The sequence below is a fragment of the Xanthomonas sp. D-99 genome (assembly GCF_017746145.1).
GTDB lineage: Bacteria > Pseudomonadota > Gammaproteobacteria > Xanthomonadales > Xanthomonadaceae > Xanthomonas > Xanthomonas cissicola.
This window is the reverse complement of record NZ_JAGHWU010000070.1, coordinates 34,627-52,848: the sequence shown is the minus strand read 5'-3', so window position 1 is coordinate 52,848 and position 18,222 is coordinate 34,627. Positions and strand designations below refer to the sequence as shown.

At 65.3% G+C, this 18,222-nt stretch carries 16 protein-coding genes; all 16 read left to right on the top strand.

Features of this window, described 5'->3' with window-relative positions; all coding sequences use genetic code 11:
* Positions 1-89: 89 nt before the first annotated feature.
* On the top strand, positions 90-641 hold the full coding sequence (locus J7360_RS18620) for a spore coat U domain-containing protein (RefSeq protein ID WP_008576696.1): 552 nt from the start codon (positions 90-92) through the stop codon (positions 639-641).
* A gap of 8 nt (positions 642-649) precedes the next feature.
* The gene (locus J7360_RS18615; RefSeq protein WP_057661971.1) at positions 650-1,420 is read left to right on the top strand and encodes a molecular chaperone; all 771 of its coding nucleotides are present in this window, start codon (positions 650-652) and stop codon (positions 1,418-1,420) included.
* A gap of 16 nt (positions 1,421-1,436) precedes the next feature.
* The gene (locus tag J7360_RS18610) at positions 1,437-3,788 is read left to right on the top strand and encodes a fimbria/pilus outer membrane usher protein (protein WP_057661973.1); all 2,352 of its coding nucleotides are present in this window, start codon (positions 1,437-1,439) and stop codon (positions 3,786-3,788) included.
* Positions 3,785-4,819 (top strand): spore coat U domain-containing protein, encoded by a 1,035-nt coding sequence (locus J7360_RS18605; RefSeq protein WP_022559712.1) that lies wholly within the window; start codon positions 3,785-3,787, stop codon positions 4,817-4,819. Before J7360_RS18610 ends, J7360_RS18605 begins: the two co-directional genes overlap by 4 nt.
* A gap of 48 nt (positions 4,820-4,867) precedes the next feature.
* Positions 4,868-5,200 carry a hypothetical protein gene (locus J7360_RS18600; RefSeq protein ID WP_042674793.1) on the top strand — a complete coding sequence of 111 codons (333 nt, stop codon included), beginning with the start codon at positions 4,868-4,870 and terminating at the stop codon, positions 5,198-5,200.
* A 2-nt stretch (positions 5,201-5,202) separates the two neighbouring features.
* Complete coding sequence (locus J7360_RS18595; RefSeq protein ID WP_209034457.1) at positions 5,203-5,928, top strand: fimbria/pilus periplasmic chaperone; 726 nt, start codon at positions 5,203-5,205, stop codon at positions 5,926-5,928.
* 431 nt (positions 5,929-6,359) lie between these two features.
* Complete coding sequence (gene rpsB, locus J7360_RS18590) at positions 6,360-7,157, top strand: 30S ribosomal protein S2 (protein WP_005911732.1); 798 nt, start codon at positions 6,360-6,362, stop codon at positions 7,155-7,157.
* 169 nt (positions 7,158-7,326) lie between these two features.
* Complete coding sequence (tsf, locus tag J7360_RS18585; RefSeq protein ID WP_209034456.1) at positions 7,327-8,205, top strand: translation elongation factor Ts; 879 nt, start codon at positions 7,327-7,329, stop codon at positions 8,203-8,205.
* 278 nt (positions 8,206-8,483) lie between these two features.
* Positions 8,484-10,007: a GGDEF domain-containing protein gene (locus J7360_RS18580; RefSeq protein WP_057661982.1), complete on the top strand. Its 1,524-nt coding sequence runs from the start codon at positions 8,484-8,486 to the stop codon at positions 10,005-10,007.
* A 107-nt stretch (positions 10,008-10,114) separates the two neighbouring features.
* The gene (pyrH, locus tag J7360_RS18575; RefSeq protein WP_005911727.1) at positions 10,115-10,837 is read left to right on the top strand and encodes a UMP kinase; all 723 of its coding nucleotides are present in this window, start codon (positions 10,115-10,117) and stop codon (positions 10,835-10,837) included.
* 189 nt (positions 10,838-11,026) lie between these two features.
* Positions 11,027-11,584 carry a ribosome recycling factor gene (gene frr / locus J7360_RS18570; RefSeq protein WP_057661986.1) on the top strand — a complete coding sequence of 186 codons (558 nt, stop codon included), beginning with the start codon at positions 11,027-11,029 and terminating at the stop codon, positions 11,582-11,584.
* Positions 11,585-11,601: 17 nt separating this feature from the next.
* Positions 11,602-12,360, top strand: a complete 759-nt coding sequence (gene uppS, locus J7360_RS18565; protein WP_057661990.1) for a polyprenyl diphosphate synthase — start codon at positions 11,602-11,604, stop codon at positions 12,358-12,360.
* The gene (locus tag J7360_RS18560; protein ID WP_057661993.1) at positions 12,357-13,184 is read left to right on the top strand and encodes a phosphatidate cytidylyltransferase; all 828 of its coding nucleotides are present in this window, start codon (positions 12,357-12,359) and stop codon (positions 13,182-13,184) included. The genes uppS and J7360_RS18560 overlap by 4 nt, the downstream gene beginning before the upstream one ends.
* Before the next feature lie 2 nt (positions 13,185-13,186).
* Positions 13,187-14,377 (top strand): 1-deoxy-D-xylulose-5-phosphate reductoisomerase, encoded by a 1,191-nt coding sequence (locus J7360_RS18555; RefSeq protein WP_057661994.1) that lies wholly within the window; start codon positions 13,187-13,189, stop codon positions 14,375-14,377.
* Positions 14,378-14,403: 26 nt separating this feature from the next.
* The gene (rseP, locus tag J7360_RS18550) at positions 14,404-15,750 is read left to right on the top strand and encodes an RIP metalloprotease RseP (RefSeq protein ID WP_057661997.1); all 1,347 of its coding nucleotides are present in this window, start codon (positions 14,404-14,406) and stop codon (positions 15,748-15,750) included.
* A gap of 83 nt (positions 15,751-15,833) precedes the next feature.
* The gene (gene bamA / locus J7360_RS18545; RefSeq protein WP_209034454.1) at positions 15,834-18,200 is read left to right on the top strand and encodes an outer membrane protein assembly factor BamA; all 2,367 of its coding nucleotides are present in this window, start codon (positions 15,834-15,836) and stop codon (positions 18,198-18,200) included.
* Positions 18,201-18,222: the final 22 nt, after the last annotated feature.

Genomic DNA, 18,222 nt, shown 5'->3' with positions numbered 1-18,222 from the left:
GTGAAGACAACTAGATAGCGCGTGAATTCGGCGTTATGTTTGGCACAGCTGATGCATTGCAGGGAAGGCGACGACTCGTCGCGTCATCAATGACCAGAACGGTCAAGGAAATGTCCATGCGTACTGTCCGCCCTGTCCTGCTGTCGCTCGGCCTGCTCTCGACCATTGGCATGGCGAGCGCGGCAGACACCACCACCTTCAACGTCAAGATCGCGGTCACCAAGGCCTGCACGATCACCGCTGCGTCCGCCACGGATGTCGACTTCGGCTCGGTGCTCTCGACCTCGACCGCCAATGCGGACGCCAACGGCAGCGTGACCGCCCAGTGCACCGCGCTGACGCCATACAACATCGCATTGAGCGCAGGCAGCAATGCCGGTACCGCCAACGACGTCACCACCCGCCGCATGAAAAATACCGACGCGCTGGTGACCACCAACAACTACATCGCCTATCAGCTCTACCAGGATCTGGGCCGCAGCACGGTCTGGGGCAGCACCACCGGCACCAACACGCTCAGCCGCACCGCCACCGGTCTGAATCAGGTCTACCCGGTCTACGGTCGCGTGACCAACCCGTCGGCCAACAACCCTGCGACCGGTAGTTACCAGGACACGATCACTGCCACGATCGTCTATTGAGTCCGCGTATGCCTGTGCATCACCGCCCGTTGTCACGTTTACCGGTCTGGCTGATGGCGGCCGGGCTGGCGACGGCGCTGGTCATGGCCAACGGCGGCTTGCCGACGCCGGCGCATGCCGCCAGCCTGCAGTTGGCCCCTACATCGCTGAGCCTGAGCGCCCAGCAGACCGCCGACGGCCTGTGGCTGAGCAACAGCGGCAGCACGCCGGTCCAGGTGCAGACCCGCGCCTATCGCTGGACCCAGCGCGATGGGCAGGATCAGCTCGACCCCACCCAGGATCTGCTGGTCAGCCCGCCGATGCGCACCCTGGCCGCTGGCGAACGCCAGTTGATCCGGGTCATCCGCGCCGGCCCTGCCCCGAGCGGGCAGGAGCAGTGTTACCGCATCATCGTCGACGAGCTGCCCAGCGCCGATGCCGACCGCAAGGGCATGCAGTTCGTGCTGCGTTATTCGGTGCCGATCTTCCTGCTGCCGCCAGGCACCGCCGAACCTTCGCCGGCCCTGAGCGCGCAGGTGGTTGCCGGCAGCGATGGCAAGGCGCAGATCCAGATCAGCAACACCGGCACCGGCCATGCGCAGGTCGCCGACCTGCGGCACCAGGTCGATGGCGCAACCAAGACCGCACTGAACGGCTTGGTCGGTTATGTACTGCCCGGGCAGACCATGCGTTGGTCGCTGGGTGCGCCGCTGGCGCAGTTCGGCCGCGGCACCATCATCGCAAGGATCAATGGTGAGGCTGACGAACGTACTTTGTTGGCCGCGCCGACGGCGCCTTGATGCGGCGCGACTGGCGATGACGCTGCTTGCGACCGCCAGCTGCCTGGGCAGCGCCGCAGCCGGCGATCTGGCCGCTGTGGCGTCGCTTCCCGATCCGCCGCCGCCCAGCGCCACGCCACAGCCGCAAACGCTCTATCTGGACGTGACCTTGAACCAGGCCGATCGCGGCTTGGCGCCGTTCGAACTGGTCGACGGGCGGCTGCGCGGCTCGGTGGAAACCCTGCGCAAACTCGGCTTCATCCTGGCCGACCGCGTCCCTGGCGAATTGGTCGATCTGGACCGCCTGCCCGACGTGGAAGTGCGCTACGACGCCGCGCTGCAGCGGCTCGCGCTGCAGGCGCCGCTGGCACAGCTGTCGTTGTCCACCACTGTGCTGAAAGCCGAAGAAGTGGCTCCGCCCAGCGCCACCGCATCGCCAGGCATGCTGCTCAATTACGACCTGTATGCCACCCGCAACGCCGGCGTCAGCAGCGCGTCGCTGGCCACCGAAGTGCGCGCCTTCGGCATCGGGCGCGGCATGGTCGATACCACTGCGGTCTTTCTGGCCTACGACCGCCCACAGGACAAACGCTGGCGCAGCGAAGCGGTGCGCCTGGACAGTGCCTGGCAGATGGATTTCCCGGAGAGCGCCACCAGCCTGAGCGTGGGCGATTTCTATAGCGGCTTTGTCGACTGGAGCCGCTCGATCCGCCTGGGCGGCGTGCAGATCGGCCGCAATTACGCCTTGCAACCGTATCGGGTACTGACGCCCACGCCGAGCTTTCTCGGCGAAGCGGCGGTGCCTTCCACCGTTGAGCTGTATGTGGATGGCTTACGCCAGTACAGCGGCCAGGTGCCGGCCGGCCCGTTTCAGCTGGCCGCGCAACCGGGCATCAGCGGCACGGGCCAGGCGCAGATCGTGGTGACCGATGCGTTCGGTCGCGTGCGCCGGCTGGATTTTGCGTTCTATGGCACACCGCAGTTGCTGGCGCGCGGCATTTCCGAATGGTCGGTCGGCATCGGCCATCTGCGCCGCGACTACGGCGTGCGCTCGTTTTCCTATGACCGACGTCGTGTGGCCAGCGCCACCTTTCGCAAGGGCCTGCGCGACGACTTCACCCTCGAAGCGCATGCCGAAACTGGCGGTGGCGTAATCAATACAGGCGCAGGCGGCGTGTGGTTGCTTGGCGTGGGCGGTGTATTCAACGCCGCCTACGCGCACAGCCGGATGGAGGCATTGCGTGGCGGCCAGTACGTGCTGGGCTACGCCTGGAACAACCGGCGTTTCAACGTCAATCTGGGCAGCCAGCGCACCCATGGCGATTATCGTGACCTGGGCGCACTGCAAGGCGCCCTGCCAGCGCGCGTCAGCGACCGCGCAGCACTCGGCGTCAACGTCGACCCGATCGGTTCGCTCGGCACCAGCTATGTGCGGCTGAGCTATCCGCAGGGCGATACCTCGCGCTATGCGAGCGTGTTCTGGTCGCGCAGCTTCGGGCGCAACTGGGCGGCCAATCTATCGGGCAATCAGAATCTGGATGTCCCCAGCGATCGCAGCCTGTACCTGTCGCTGTCGACCACCTTCGGCGAAGTGCGTCAGGCCAGCGCATCGATGCAGCGCAACGGCGAGCGCACCGGCCTGGTGGCCGATATCAGCCAGCCGCTGCCTGGCGATGGCGATCTGGGCGGCATCGGCTGGCGCCTGCAAGGACGTGCCGGCGACGATGCCAGCGGCGGGCTGGCCGAACTGGGCTGGTTGAACCGGATCGGCCGTTACAACCTCGGCGCAGCAACCCAGGACGGCGACAGCTTCGGCTATGCCAGCGCCAGCGGCAGCCTGGTGTGGATGAACGGCCGCACCTTCGCCGCGCGCGATATCCAGGACGCGTTCGCGGTGGTGAGCACCGACGGCCAGCCCGGCATTCCGGTGCGGCTGGAAAACCGCTTGATCGGGGTCACCGACGCGCGCGGCACCCTGCTGGTCACGCCACTGCAATCATGGCAGCGCAACCAGCTCTCCATCGACACCTTGGGCCTGTCGGCGGACCTGCGCGTGGACCGGGTCGACACCACGGTGACACCGCGCCAGCAATCGGGTGTGGCGGTGCGCTTCGGCATCACCCGCGTGCGCGCCGCCATCATCGTGCTGCACGATGCGCACGGCGCGCCGTTGCCCGTCGGCAGCATGGTGCAGCGCGAAGGCAGTACCGACCGCGTGGTGGTCGGCTACGACGGCGAAACCTATCTGGACAACCTGCAACGCGACAACCGCATCATGGTCGACCTGCCCCAGGGCCGTTGCGTTGCGCAGTTCGCGTATCCAGCCGACCCGGGCGGCATTCCGCGGGTGGGTCCCCTGCAGTGCATCGTTGAGCAGACCACGCCGTGAGCATGTCCACACGTTGGCGCCTGATGCTCGCGCTGACGATCGCGATGTTGTGGCTTGGGCCCAGCGAGCGAGCGCACGCGGACACCACCTGCACCGTCACCCTCGGCACTCCGTTGGCGTTTGGCAACGTGGCGGCCAACGGCACCACCGATGCAGTGGCAACGCTCAATGTTTCCTGCGCGACGGCTGCGCTCAGCGTGCTGGGCTATGCACAAGTCAGCCTCTGCCTGGACCTTGGCCCCGGCAGTGCCAGCAGCGGCGTGTATGCCCCTCGCCGCATGCTCAACTCCACCAGCGACAGCCTGGATTTCCAGATCTACAGCGAGGCAACACGCACGCAGATCTGGGGCGCCACCGGGTCGGCCGCTCCCTCGCCGCGGACATTGACACTGTCCTACACCGTCCCGGTGATCACCGGCGGCTCGCAGACCGCCACCATCACCGTGTATGGGCGGATTCCGGCCAACCAGACCCTTTCTGTCGGCAACCACACCAGCAGCTTTGGCGGCGCCGACACCGTGCTGCGCTACTCCTACAACGAAAGCATCACCGGGATGCCCTCGCTGCCAAGCAGTTGTACCGCTGGCGGCACCGGCTCCAAGACTGCCAGCAACGCCTTCCCGTTCACTGCCTCGGCCACTGTGCCGGCTCGCTGCAATGCCTACGTCACCACCGATCTGGACTTCGGCAGCATCGCCGGCAGCATCGACACCGCCATCGATCGCAGCTCCACCATCAGCCTGGCCTGCACCAACCGTACTGCCTGGAATATCGGGCTGGACAATGGCAGCAATGCCAGCGGCAGCGTGCGGCGCATGCGTCATGCCAGCAGCGCCAATTACATCAACTACGAGCTCTACAGCAATACCGGGCGCAGTAATCGGTGGGGCACCGTCATCGGGGTGGACACGCTGTCGGGTACCGGCAATGGCACCACCCAGACGGTCACGGTGTATGGACGCGCGCCGGCCCCACAACTGCCGATTGCAGGCGCCTACACCGATACGGTGACCGTCTCCATCACTTACTGACAGTTAATAAAGTTCGTATCGGGGGCGTCGCTATTTCTTACGTCTCCAATGCAAACGATTGCCTCCATGACGCAGGTCACCTTCCTGAAGCGCTTGGCCCTGGCTGCTCTCGCATGCGCCGCGACCTCTACCGCGGCGAACGCAGCCACGGTGCGGGGGCCGGAAAACTCCACCCTGCATATCGGCCTGCGCCTGCTCAGCGGTTGCGAACTGCGTACCGCGCCGCCACGCGCCAGTTGCTCCAGGGGCACGCCGATGGCGATCGCCGAGCCGCCCAGCAGCAATGAGGCATCGACCGTCACCAGCACCGGCCAGGACGCCAGCGCACTCGCCGGGCCGATGCCCGCCGGCAGCGCGCGCATCACCACCATCGCGTTCTGAGCATGGCCACTGCCCGCCACCTTCGCGATCTGTTGGCCCTGGTCCTGGTCCTGGTCCTGGTCCTCGGCGGTATGGCGGGAAGCGGCGCCGCCAGTGCTGCCGAGATCGCCATCGCGCCGACCACTGCGCATATCCCGGCCGACAGCGACCAGGCAACGGTCTGGCTTTACAACCAGGCCGCCCAGCCATGGCGTGCCGACGCCAAGCTCTACCGCTGGCGCCAGGACGGTGAGCGCGAACTCCTCGAGCCGGCCACCGGCGCCACCGTCAGCCCGGCGCATTTCGAAATACCGTCGCAGGGCCGGCAACTGCTGCGCGTGATCCGCCTCGGCCCCAGCCCCACGCAGGCCGAAGACAGCTACCGGCTCGTCGTGACCCAGCACGCGATCGGCAACGAGACCGACCTGCTGCGTTATTCCACCCCCGTGTTTGCACAGCCCAGCCAGGCCAGCGCAGCGCAACCGGCGCTGCACGCCAGCCTGGCCGGGCACGGCAGCCAGCGCGCGTTGCGCATCTACAATTCCGGCCCCAGCCATGCGCGCCTGGCCGACCTGGCCTATATCGATGCCGGCGGCACCCGCCGCAACATCCGCGACGACCTGGCCGGCTACGTCCTCCCCGGCCAGACCCGCCAATGGGCCCTGCCCGCCAACCTGCCCGAAGGCAGCGGCCGCTTCGTGGCGCACATCAACAGCGATATCGAAAGCACGCTGGCGCTGCAGCCCTGAGGGCTGGGATCGCGGATTGGAATCGCAAAGCGTTGCTGGCCTCGCCGTCCTTCGGCATGCGCGACACCACCGGTCATTCGCGATCCGCTGTAAACCAATCCCGAATCCCGAATCCCCAGCGATCACCGTCAGCTGCCTCAGAACCAGACCAATTGCACCACGCCACCCGGCCGGCTATACTCCGCCGGCTGTTTTGCGTCTTAACGCATTACGTCGTCCACGTCGGACGTCACCGACGAATTCACACCTGCTGCCGCCATCCGCGCCGGGGTGCCCTCGCAAGGGGTTCGTCGCGGAGGCAACAGGGAAGCCCAACCCCGGAATTACGTGCGTTTGACTGCGAGCCTCTCGCAAGAACCTGCACATCCATGTGCGGACTTTTCAAAAGTCAGGTCAGCGCACGGCGATTCCGCTCTTACGGAGTTACTGCAATGCCCCAAGTCACCATGCGTCAGATGCTGGAAGCCGGCGTCCATTTCGGCCACCAGACCCGCTACTGGAACCCCAAGATGGCGCCGTACATCTTCGGCGCGCGCGGCAAGATCCACATCATCAACCTCGAGAAGACCGTTCCGCTCTTCAACGACGCGATGAACTTCCTCTCCTCGGTTGCGCAGAAGCGCGGCACCGTGCTGTTCCTGGGCACCAAGCGCAGCGCACGCGAGTCCATCAAGGAAGAAGCCGAGCGGTGCAACATGCCGTTCATGACCCAGCGCTGGCTGGGCGGCACGCTAACCAACTTCCGTACCGTCAAGCAGTCGGTTGCCCGCCTGAAGGAACTGGAAGCGGCAGAGACCGACGGCACCTTCGACAAGCTGGTCAAGCATGAAGTGCTGGGCCTGCGTCGCGAGCGCGAGAAGCTGGACGCCTCGCTCGGCGGCATCAAGGAAATGAACCGTCTGCCCGACGCGATTTTCGTGATCGATATCGGCCATGAAGACATCGCCATCAAGGAAGCCAAGAAGCTCGGCATTCCGGTGATCGCCGTGGTCGACACCAACTACGATCCGGCCCTGGTCGACTACGCCATCCCGGGCAACGACGACGCCATCCGCGCCGTGCAGCTGTACGCACGCGCCGCTGCCGATGCCGTGCTGGAAGGCAAGGCTGCTGCGCCGAACTCCGCTTCTGTTCGCGAAGAAGAGTTCTCGGCCGACGCCGCCGACGAAGGCAAGGGCCGTCGCGCTCCGGCCAAGAAGGGCGACAAGAAGGCTGACGCCGCCGAGTAATCGGCGTGCAATGCGGCCGCACCATGCTGTGCGGCCGCAGCCCCGACGGCGCCCTGTCGCTCCGTCGCTGAGGCGACTGAATACATTTACGGGGGCGGCGGCATGCTGCACCGTCTCCTACTGGCGGAATCACTTCCGCCGCACGCATTCGTCCATATGAGGTAATTCCATGGAAATCACTGCTTCCCTGGTCAAGGAACTGCGCGAGCGCACCGGCGCCGGCATGATGGAGTGCAAGAAGGCACTCGTCGAAAACGCAGGCGACATCGACGCCGCGGCCGAGTGGCTGCGCAAGTCGGGCCTGGCCAAGGCCGACAAGAAGGCCGACCGTGTTGCCGCCGAAGGCGGCATCGCCACCGCCCAGGCCGGCGGCAAGGCCGTGCTGGTCGAAGTCAACTCCGAGACCGACTTCGTCGCCAAGGACGAGAACTTCCTGGCCTTCACCGAGGTGGTGGCCAATGCCGCACTGCACTCGGACGCTGCCGATGCCGAAGCACTCAAGAGCGTCAAGCTCGACAGCGGCGAGACCATCGAAGAGCGTCGCGCTGCGGTGATCGCCAAGGTCGGCGAAAACCTGCAGGTGCGTCGCCTGGTCCGTATCGACAGCGCCAACAACGTCGCGGCCTATGTGCACGGCGGCCGTATCGGCGTGCTGGTCGAACTGAAGGGTGGCGACATCGAGCTGGCGCGCGGCATCGCCATGCACATCGCGGCGATGAACCCGCCGCACGTCAAGGCGTCCGACGTTCCGGCCGAATTCGTTGCCAAGGAAAAGGAAATCGAACTGGCCAAGATGTCCGAAAAGGACAAGGCCAAGCCGGCCGAGATCCTGGAAAAGATCATCAGCGGCAAGATCAGCAAGATCGTCAACGAAGTAACGCTGTACGGCCAGCCGTATGTGCTCAACACCGACCAGACCGTCGAGCAGGCAGTCAAGGCCGCCGGCGCCGAAGTGATCGGCTTCCAGCGCCTGGCCGTTGGCGAAGGCATCGAGAAGGTGGTGGAAGACTACGCCGCCGAAGTGATGAAGCAGGCCGGCCTGGCCTGATCTTCCCCGCTCGAAAGAAAGCCGCGGCATGCCGCGGCTTTTTTTTTGCCGTCGATCGCGCATCCGCACACCGGCGCGAACCTGAAGCGAACGCATCCGGCGCAGCGGCAAAGCGGCCTCAACTCTACAGATGTCATCGGTATTGCCGTTACCTGAAGATGCCGACCAGGCTTTTCGCGTTCCATCACGCATGTCTTGTGGCGCGGCGATGGCGGAGCATGGCGCGCCCCACTCAACGACCGCAGCTGTATGCTTGTGGCCACTGTTGGCAATGACTCATGCAACCAGATCTCCAGGCCGCCCTGCACTACTGCCGCAACCTGCCCTCGCCGCCTGGCGTTGCGCTGCGCATCATCGAACTTGCGCAGGATCCGGACGTGGACATGAGCACCACGGCCAAGGTCATCGGCATGGACATGGCATTGAGCGCACGCATGCTGCGGGTGGCCAATTCGCCGCTATACGCCAGTCGCCGCCGCATCGACAATCTCGGCCAGGCGCTGACCATGCTCGGCCTCAACGCGACCTTGAGCCTGGCACTGGGCTTTTCGATGGTGCACGGCGTGCGCAGCACCTTCATCGCCCACCCCTTGCACGAGCGCATCTGGCGACGCGCCGGCCTGTGCGCGCTGGCCAGTCGCATCCTCGGCCAGGCCTACGGCATCCGCAAACCCGAAGAATTGATGCTGGCCGGCCTGCTGCAGGACATCGGCAAGCTGGCCCTGCTGCAAGGTGCGCCGGATCTATACGGACCGCTGCTGGAACAGGCCGCCGACAACACCGCGCTGCTGGATGCCGAACGCGAACAACTGGGCGCCACGCATGCCGAAGTCGGCGCCTGGCTGGCGCATCAGTGGCAGCTGCCGCCATATCTGCAGAATGCAGTTGCGCAGAGCGAAGAAGACCCGGCAGGCCTGGAACCGTTCATGGCCTGCGTGGCGCTATCCGGGCGCCTGGCCGATATCTGGCTCTCGGCCAGTGCGGTCACCGCAACCGAACATGCGCAGCAGCAGGCCCAGGACGTGCTGGAGCTGGATGCCGAACGCTTCGAAAAAGTGATCGAACGCATCGCCGAATCGCTGCCGGAACTGGAAGCGCTGTTCGACATCCGCGTGCCGCAGCCCGAGCACATCCAGATGATCTTCGAGCAGGCGCGTGAACTGGCGATGCTGCGTAGCCTGCGCGAATTGCAGGACGTGGCCGAAGCACGCCGGCATGCCGACGAATCGGAAAACCGCATGCGCCACCTGGCCGAACAGGCCAGCCGCGATGCGTTGACCGGGGTATTCAATCGGCATCAGCTCGGTACCGCACTGACGCATGAGTTCGAACTGGCCTCGCGGCAAGGCTGGCCACTGTCGATCGCCTTCATCGACCTGGACGACTTCAAGCGCGTCAACGATGCGCACGGACATCTGGTCGGCGATGAAGTGTTGCGCAATTTCGCGCAAACGCTGCAACGCATGGTGCGCACCAGCGACCTGGTGGCGCGCTACGGCGGCGAAGAATTCCTGGTGATCCTGCCCAATACACCTGCCGATGCGGCGCTGATGGTGATCGAACGCATCCTGGCCGAAACCGCGCGCACGCCGATGGCGCAACTGCAGGGCGGCCCACTGCATATCACCTTCTCTGCCGGTCTTGCCACGCACGGCGGTGCCGAGCGCCAGTTCGACAGCATCGACCATTTGTTGCAGGCCGCCGACAGCACGCTGTATCGCTCCAAGCATCGCGGCCGCAACCGCGTCACCGCTTACGATGCGACCGATGTACCAACGCCACCGAACCCGCGCGCGCATTGAGCAACCGGTCACGCCACTGCCAACAAAGGAATTTTTACCACGCCAGGTGACAGGCTTCCGCTAGAATTGCCGGCGTTTGCCGATCCCCCACCCCCGAGGTTTCCCCCATGTCCGAACTTTCCTATCGCCGCATTCTTCTCAAACTTTCCGGGGAGGCGCTGATGGGGGACGGGGATTACGGCATCGATCCCAAGGTGATCAACCGCCTTGCCCATGAAGTGATCGAAGCCCAGCAGGCCGGCGCGCAGGTGGCCCTGGTCATCGGCGGCGGCAATATCTTCCGCGGCGCCGGCCTGGCCGCCAGCGGCATGGACCGCGTCACCGGCGATCACATGGGCATGCTGGCCACGGTGATCAACGCGCTGGCCATGCAGGATGCGCTGGAAAAGCTTGGCGCCAAGGTGCGCGTGATGAGCGCGATCAAGATCAACGATGTCTGCGAAGACTTCATCCGTCGCCGCGCGATCCGTCACCTGGAAAAGGGCCGCATCGCGATCTTCGCCGCCGGCACCGGCAACCCGTTCTTCACCACCGACTCGGGCGCGGCGCTGCGCGCGATCGAGATCGGTGCCGACCTGCTGCTCAAGGCAACCAAGGTCGACGGCGTGTACGACAAGGACCCGAAGAAGCACACCGATGCGGTGCGCTACGACAGCCTGACCTACGACCAGGTGATCCTGCAGGGCCTGGAGGTGATGGATACCGCCGCCTTTGCACTGGCGCGCGACAGCGACCTGCCGCTGCGCATCTTCGGCATGAGCGAACCGGGCGTGCTGCTGCGCATCCTGCATGGCGAGCAGATCGGCACGTTGGTGCAGGGCCGTAGCTGAGGCGGGGAATCGGGATTGGGGAATCGCAAGGCGCAGTACCGCAAGCTGTGCGGCGATCTCCAACCCGCGGACCCGGCACCTAGAAAGGGGCGGCAAGTGAACCGGCTGCGCGGGTGCTGGCGGCCCGCGAGTCGTGAAACCTCAGTCCCGGCTATAATCTCCGGATTCAGCTCCACACGGATTCCGGCGATGCTCACCCAGATCAAACAAGACGCGCAGACGCGCATGACCAAGAGCATCGATGCTCTGCGCCATTCCCTCACCACCATCCGCACCGGCCGTGCCTCGCCGGCGCTGCTGGACGGCATCAAGGTCAAGGCCTACGGCGCCGACACGCCCCTGAATCAGGTTGCCAGCATCAGCGTGTCCGAAGGCCGCTCGCTGGTCATCAGCCTGTTCGACAAGGGCATGATCAAGGACGTGGAAAAAGCCATTTATGCCTCGGATCTGGGCCTGACCCCGACCGTGGTCGGCACCGTGATCCGCCTGAACCTGCCGCCGCTGACCGAGGAGCGCCGCAAGGAGCTCAGCAAGTCCGTGCATGGCGAGGGCGAAGACAGCAAGGTGGCGATCCGTAACATCCGCCGCGATGCCAACCAGCAGGTCAAGGATCTGCTCAAGGACAAGGCCGTCACCGAAGACGAGGCCCGCAGCGCCGAAGACGACATCCAGAAACTGACCGACAAGTCCATCAAGGACGTGGATGAGGTCGTCAAGGGCAAGGAACAGGAATTGATGACGGTCTGATCGTGGCATCGCCTGCCATGCATCCCGTCCTCTCTGCTGCTGTGCCGCGCCACATTGCCATCATCATGGATGGCAATGGGCGTTGGGCGCAGCGTCGGCGGCGTCCGCGCGTCATCGGCCACCGTGCCGGCGCGCGCGCGGTCAATCGCACGATCGATTTCTGCCTGGAAAAAGGCGTGTCGGCGCTGACCCTGTTCGCGTTTTCCAGTGAAAACTGGGGCCGTCCGCAGGATGAGGTCGATGCGCTGATGAAGCTGTTCCTGCATGCGCTCGACCGCGAAGTCGAAGAATTGCAGCGACGTGGCGTGCAGGTGCGCTTCATCGGCGACCGCAGCCGCTTTGCCGCACCATTGCGCGACCGCATGGCCGGCGCCGAGCGCAGCACCGCAGCGAACTCGCGGCTGGTGCTGAGCATCGCCGCCAGCTACGGCGGCCGCCAGGACATCGCCGCGGCGGCCCGCGCGTTGGCCGAAGACGTGGCTGCCGGCCGCCTGCAGCCAGAGCAGATCGACGAAGCGCTGCTGTCCAGCCGGGTCGCCCTGGCCGACCTGCCCGCGCCGGATCTGTTCATCCGCACCGGTGGCGACACCCGCATCAGTAATTTCCTGTTGTGGCAGCTGGCTTACACCGAGCTGTGGTTCACCGAAACCCTGTGGCCGGAGTTCGATGCCGGCGTGCTGCAGCAAGCGCTGGACGACTATGCCGGGCGTGAACGCCGCTTCGGCCTGACCAGCGCACAGATCGCCGACAAGGCGACGGAGAGCTCCTCCGCATGACCAAGACTCGCGTGATTGCCGCGCTGATCATGGCGCCGCTCGCGATTTGCGCGATCGTGCTGCTGCCCACTCAATGGCTGGCAGCGCTGGCGGCGGTCCTGTTCCTGACCGGTCTGTGGGAGTGGCTCAAGCTCTCCGGCATCGACGACAGCCTGCCGCGCACCGTGCTGCTGATGCTCAATCTGCTGCTGATGGTGCTGATGGTGTGGGCCTCGGCCGGCTCGATGGTGCTGTTCCAGATTGCGTCGCTGGTCGGCGTGGCGTGGTGGCTGTTGGCGCTGCTCTGGCTGCGCTTTTTCACCTTCGGCGCCGATCATGGCAACGGCCAGGCGCGCGCACTCAAGCTGGCCGCCGGCACCCTGGCGGTGCTGCCGGCATGGGCGGCGCTGGTGCTGCTGCATGCCAGCCCGGACAAGGGCAACCTGTGGTTGCTGACCGCGCTGACCATGGTGTGGGCGGCCGACTCCGGTGCGTATTTCGCCGGCCGCGCGTTCGGCAAGCACAAGCTGGCGCCGCGGGTCAGCCCCAACAAGACCATCGAAGGGTTGCTCGGAGGCCTGCTCGCCGGGATTACAGTTGCCTGCGCGTTCGGCTGGCTGGCCGGGCTGACCCTGGCGCATGTGCCGCAGCTGGTGCTGGTCTCCGCGCTGGCGGTGCTGGCATCGGTGCTGGGCGACCTGTTCGAAAGCCTGCTCAAGCGCCACGCCGGCGCCAAGGATTCGGGCACGCTGATTCCTGGCCATGGCGGCGTGCTGGACCGCATCGATGGCGTGCTCGCTGCCCTGCCGGTGTTCGCACTCGGCAAGGAAATTCTCGGATTCTAGGCATGGCTGGCTCTTCTCCCCGTCAGGTCGCCGTCTTCGGCGCCACCGGCTCGATCGGCGCATCGGCACTGGACGTGATCGCGCGCCACCCCGAGCGGCTGCGCGCCAGCGTGCTGTCGGCCGGCAGCAAGGTCGACGAGCTGCTGGGGCTCTGCGCCACCCGCCGGCCTGCGCATGCGGTGATTGCCGAGACGACGCTGTACCCGGCACTGCGCGATGGCCTGCGCGCGCTGGGCCTGGCGACCCAGGCGCATGCCGGCGCCGAGGCGTTGGACGCACTGGCGAGTGGCGATGCGTGCGACACCGTGGTGGCGGCGATCGTGGGTGCGGCCGGGCTGCCGTCTACGCTGGCGGCAGCGCGCGCCGGCAAGCGCCTGTTGCTGGCCAACAAGGAATCCCTGGTGCTGGCCGGCGAGCTGCTGACCCGCACCGCAGCCGCTGCCGGGGCTGAAATCATCCCGATCGACAGCGAACACAGCGCTATCTTCCAGTGCCTGCGCTCCTGTGACGCCAGTCGTGGCGTGCGCCGCGTGGTACTGACCGCCTCGGGCGGTCCGTTCCGTGGCTGGGACCGTGAGGCGCTGACGGCGGTAACGCCGGCGCAGGCCGTCGCCCACCCGAAGTGGTCGATGGGACCGAAGATCTCGGTGGATTCGGCGACCCTGATGAACAAGGGCCTGGAAGTCATCGAGGCGCATCACTTGTTCGGACTGCCGGGCGAGCAGATCGATGTGCTGGTGCATCCGCAGAGCCTGGTGCATTCGCTGGTGGAATTCGTCGACGGCTCCACCCTTGCCCAGCTTGGCCTGCCGGACATGCGCACCACCCTGGCGGTGGGCCTGGCGTGGCCGGAGCGGGTCGACTCCGGTGTCGCCGGACTTGACCTGCTGACCCAGGGCCGGCTGGATTTCGAGGCCCCCGACACCGCCGCATTCCCGTGTCTGCGTCTGGCCTGGGACGCATTACGGGCCGGCGGCACCGCCCCGGCGATCCTGAACGCGGCCAATGAAGTGGCTGTTTCAGCCTTTCTTCAGGGCCAGGTGGGTTTCCTAGCGATCCCTGCGTTGGTCGAACACACACTGACAACGCTCCAGCGGCACAATGCCGATTCCCTCGACACCCTGCTTTTTGCCGATGCGCAAGCCCGGCAAATCACTGAACGCGCCCTCGCCCATCACGCCCTTCATGCCTGATCGTTCCACGCACACGAGCTGCACACATGGGTGATTTCATCGGTTCGGTCTGGTGGATGATCGTCAGCCTGGGCGTGTTGGTGACCTTTCACGAATTCGGGCATTTCTGGGTCGCGCGGCGCTGCGGCGTCAAGGTGCTGCGTTTTTCGGTGGGCTTCGGCAAACCGCTGTGGATGCGCCGCGATCGCCACGGCACCGAGTTCGTGGTCGCCGCGATCCCGCTGGGCGGCTACGTCAAAATGCTCGACGAGCGCGAAGGCGACGTGCATCCGGCCGAGCAGGACCAGGCCTTCAATCGCAAGACCGTGTGGCAGCGCATCGCGATCGTCGCGGCGGGCCCCATCGCCAACCTGCTGCTGTGCATGGCGATGCTGTGGGCGATGTTCGTGGTCGGCAAGCAGGATTATTCGGCAACCGTCGGTCGCGCCGATGGCCTGGCCGCCGAAGCCGGACTGACTCCGGGCGAGCGCATCGTACGCATCGACGGCCGCAGCGTGAGCAGCTGGAGCGATGCCAGCCTGCAGCTCACCACTGCGGCAATGGACAGGCGCGATGTCCGCGTCCTGACCGCCTCCGACACTGCGAGCAGCAGCGAACACACCTTGCGCCTGTCGCAGTTGCCGGTCGGTTTCGACGAACGCCGCGTTGCCGCACTGGCCGGCATCGGCTGGCAGTTCATGCTGCAGCCACCGGTGATTGCCGAAGTGGTGAAGGGATCGGTGGCCGACGGCCTGCTCAAGCCGGGCGACCGGATCGTGGCCATCGATGGCCAGCCGATCCGCTCGACCGAAGACATCATTCCGCAGGTGCAGGCGTTGGGCGCCCACGGCGGGCCGGGCATGATCGAGGTGGCGCGTGGCGAAGACCGGCTGGCGCTGGAAATCGCCCCGCGCAAGTCGCCGCAGGGCCAATGGATGATCGGCGTGCGTCCGGCCGCCGCCCCGGCTCCGGCATACGACAGCCGCCAGCAGTACGGGCTGTTCGCCGCCGTGCCGGCCGCGATCCGCGAAACCGGCCGGATGACCGCCGATTCGCTGGGCATGATGAAGCGCATGCTGACCGGCCAGGCCTCGGTCAAGAACATCTCCGGCCCGGTCACCATTGCGCGCGCCGCCAACGCCTCGGCCGAACGCGGGCTCGACTGGTTCCTGTATTTCCTCGGGTTGCTGTCGCTCAGCCTTGCGATCATCAACCTGATGCCCATCCCGATCTTGGACGGTGGGCATCTGCTGTATTACCTTATCGAGTTGATCAAGGGCAGCCCGATCAGCGAACGGGCCATGATTGCCGGACAATACGTCGGCCTGGCGGTCCTGGCCGGGTTGATGGGACTGGCGTTCTACAACGACATCCTCGGCCTGGTTCCACGATGAAGCTGCTCCACTCTTTCCGCCTGTTGTCGTCGTCATACGCCGGCATCCAGCAACACCCGAATACGACTCCAACCGGATGTGACATGACGCGTCTTCCCACTCGCCGCCTGCTTGCCCTCGCTCTTGCCGCCGGCCTCAGCCTGCCGGCCGTTGCTCTGGCCGTCGAGCCGTTCGTTGCCAGCGACATTCGCGTCGACGGCCTGCAGCGCATCGCCTCCGGCACCGTCTTCACCTATCTGCCGGTGAACCGCGGCGACACCGTGGACGATGCCAAGGTGGCCGACGCGATCCGGGCGCTCTACCGCACCGGCTTCTTCGAGGACGTGCAGCTGGACCGCCAGGGCAACATCCTGGTGATCACGGTCAAGGAGCGCCCGGCGATCAACAAGCTCACCGTGACCGGCAACAAGGACATCAAGTCCGAGGAACTGCTCAAGGGCCTGGGTGACATCGGCCTGTCCGAGGGTGGCACCTTCGATCACCTGAGCCTGGACCGCGTGACCCAGGAACTGACCCGCCAGTACAACAACCGCGGCAAGTACAACGTGGAAATCACCCCGACGGTGAGCCCGCTGGACCGTAACCGCGTCGACGTGGCCATCGCGATCAAGGAAGGCAAGGCGGCCAAGATCCGCCACGTCAACCTGATCGGTACCGAAAAGTTCGCCAACGAGGACATCCTGGACAACTGGGAATCCAAGGAACACAACTGGGCCTCGTGGTACCGCCGCGACGACCAGTACTCCAAGGAAAAGATGTCCGGCGACCTGGAAAAGCTCAACTCCTGGTACCTGGACCGCGGCTATGTCGACTTCAGCATCGACTCCACCCAGGTCTCGATCAGCCCCGACAAGCGCGATATGTTCATCAGCGCCGGCGTCACCGAGGGCGAGCAGTACAAGATTTCCGAAATCAAGGTCACCGGCGACACCGTGCTGCCGCAGGCCGACATCGAGCGCCTGGTGATCCCCAAGGCCGGCGACATCTTCTCGCGTGCGCTGCTGGAGTACACGTCCGATGCGATCACCAATACGCTGAGCAACGTCGGTTACGCGTTCGCCAAGGTCAACCCGATCCCGACGCCGAATCGCGAAGACCGCACCGTGGCAGTGAACCTGCAGGTGGTGCCCGGCCCGCGCGTGACCGTGCGCCGCATCCTCTACAAGGGCAACAGCCGTACCTCCGACGAGGTGTTGCGCCGCGAAATGCGCCAGTTCGAGAACACCTGGTATTCGCAGGCGGCGATCGACCGTTCCAAGATCCGTCTGCAGCGGTTGGGCTACTTCGAAAGCGTGGACGTGGAAACGCCCGCGGTGCCCGGCAGCAACGACCAGGTCGACGTGGTCTACAACGTCAAGGAGACCACCTCCGGCAGCTTCGTGTTCGGCCTGGGTTATTCGCAGAGCTTCGGTGTGACCACCTCGGTGCAGTTGTCGCAGAACAACTTCCTGGGCGGTGGTAACCGCGTGGCAGTGGAGGCCTCGCGCAGCAGCTATCAGCAGCGCTACGCGTTCTCCTACACCAACCCGTTCTTTACCGACGACGGCGTGTCGCTGGGCTACAACCTGTCCTGGCGTGCACTGGATTATTCGGACTTCAACACCGCGCAATTCAACAGCAAGAACGGTTCGGCGCAGGTGGTGTTCGGCGTGCCGATCACCGAAAACGACACCGTCTCGGCAATGGTGGGTATCGACAGCAACCAGATCACCACCTTCGCGGGCACCACACCGCAGGCGATCATCGACTACATCAATGCGATCGGCACGCGCACCTTCCATGCCTGGCGCACGGAACTGGGCTGGGCGCGCGACACCCGCAACGACTTCTTCATGCCGACCCGCGGCATGTACCAGCGTGTGGGCCTGGAAACCACCCTGCCCGGCTCCACGGTCGAGTACTACAAGCTCAACTACCAGATCTCCAACTACTGGCCGATCATTCCGGCGCTGGTGTTGAACACGCGCTTCGAACTGGGCTACGGCGACAGTTACGGGAAGGACAGCACCCGCGTGCTGACCAATCCGGATGGCAGCACCCGCACGGTCACCGCCACCGGCCTGCCGTTCTACGAGAACTTCTACGCCGGCGGCACCAATTCGGTCCGTGGCTTCGAAGACAACACCCTGGGCCCGCGTTCGGAAGCGATCAATGGCTATACCCGCGGCCAGCCGCTGGGCGGGTCGTTCAAGACGGTGGGCTCGGTGGAAATGTATTTCCCCAAGCTGTTCGACAGCCCGTCGGCGCGCGTTTCGGCATTCGTCGACTTCGGCAACGTCTACAGCGGCGTGGACAACTTCAAGGCCAACGAGTTGCGCGCCTCCACCGGTGTGGCGCTGTTGTGGCGCGCGCCGGTCGGCCCCATTTCGATCAGCTATGCATTCCCGCTGAAGAAGGAAGACAACGACGAGATCGAGCGTCTGCAGTTCACCTTCGGCGGCCAGTTCTAAGATTGGCACGCGAACCAATGGC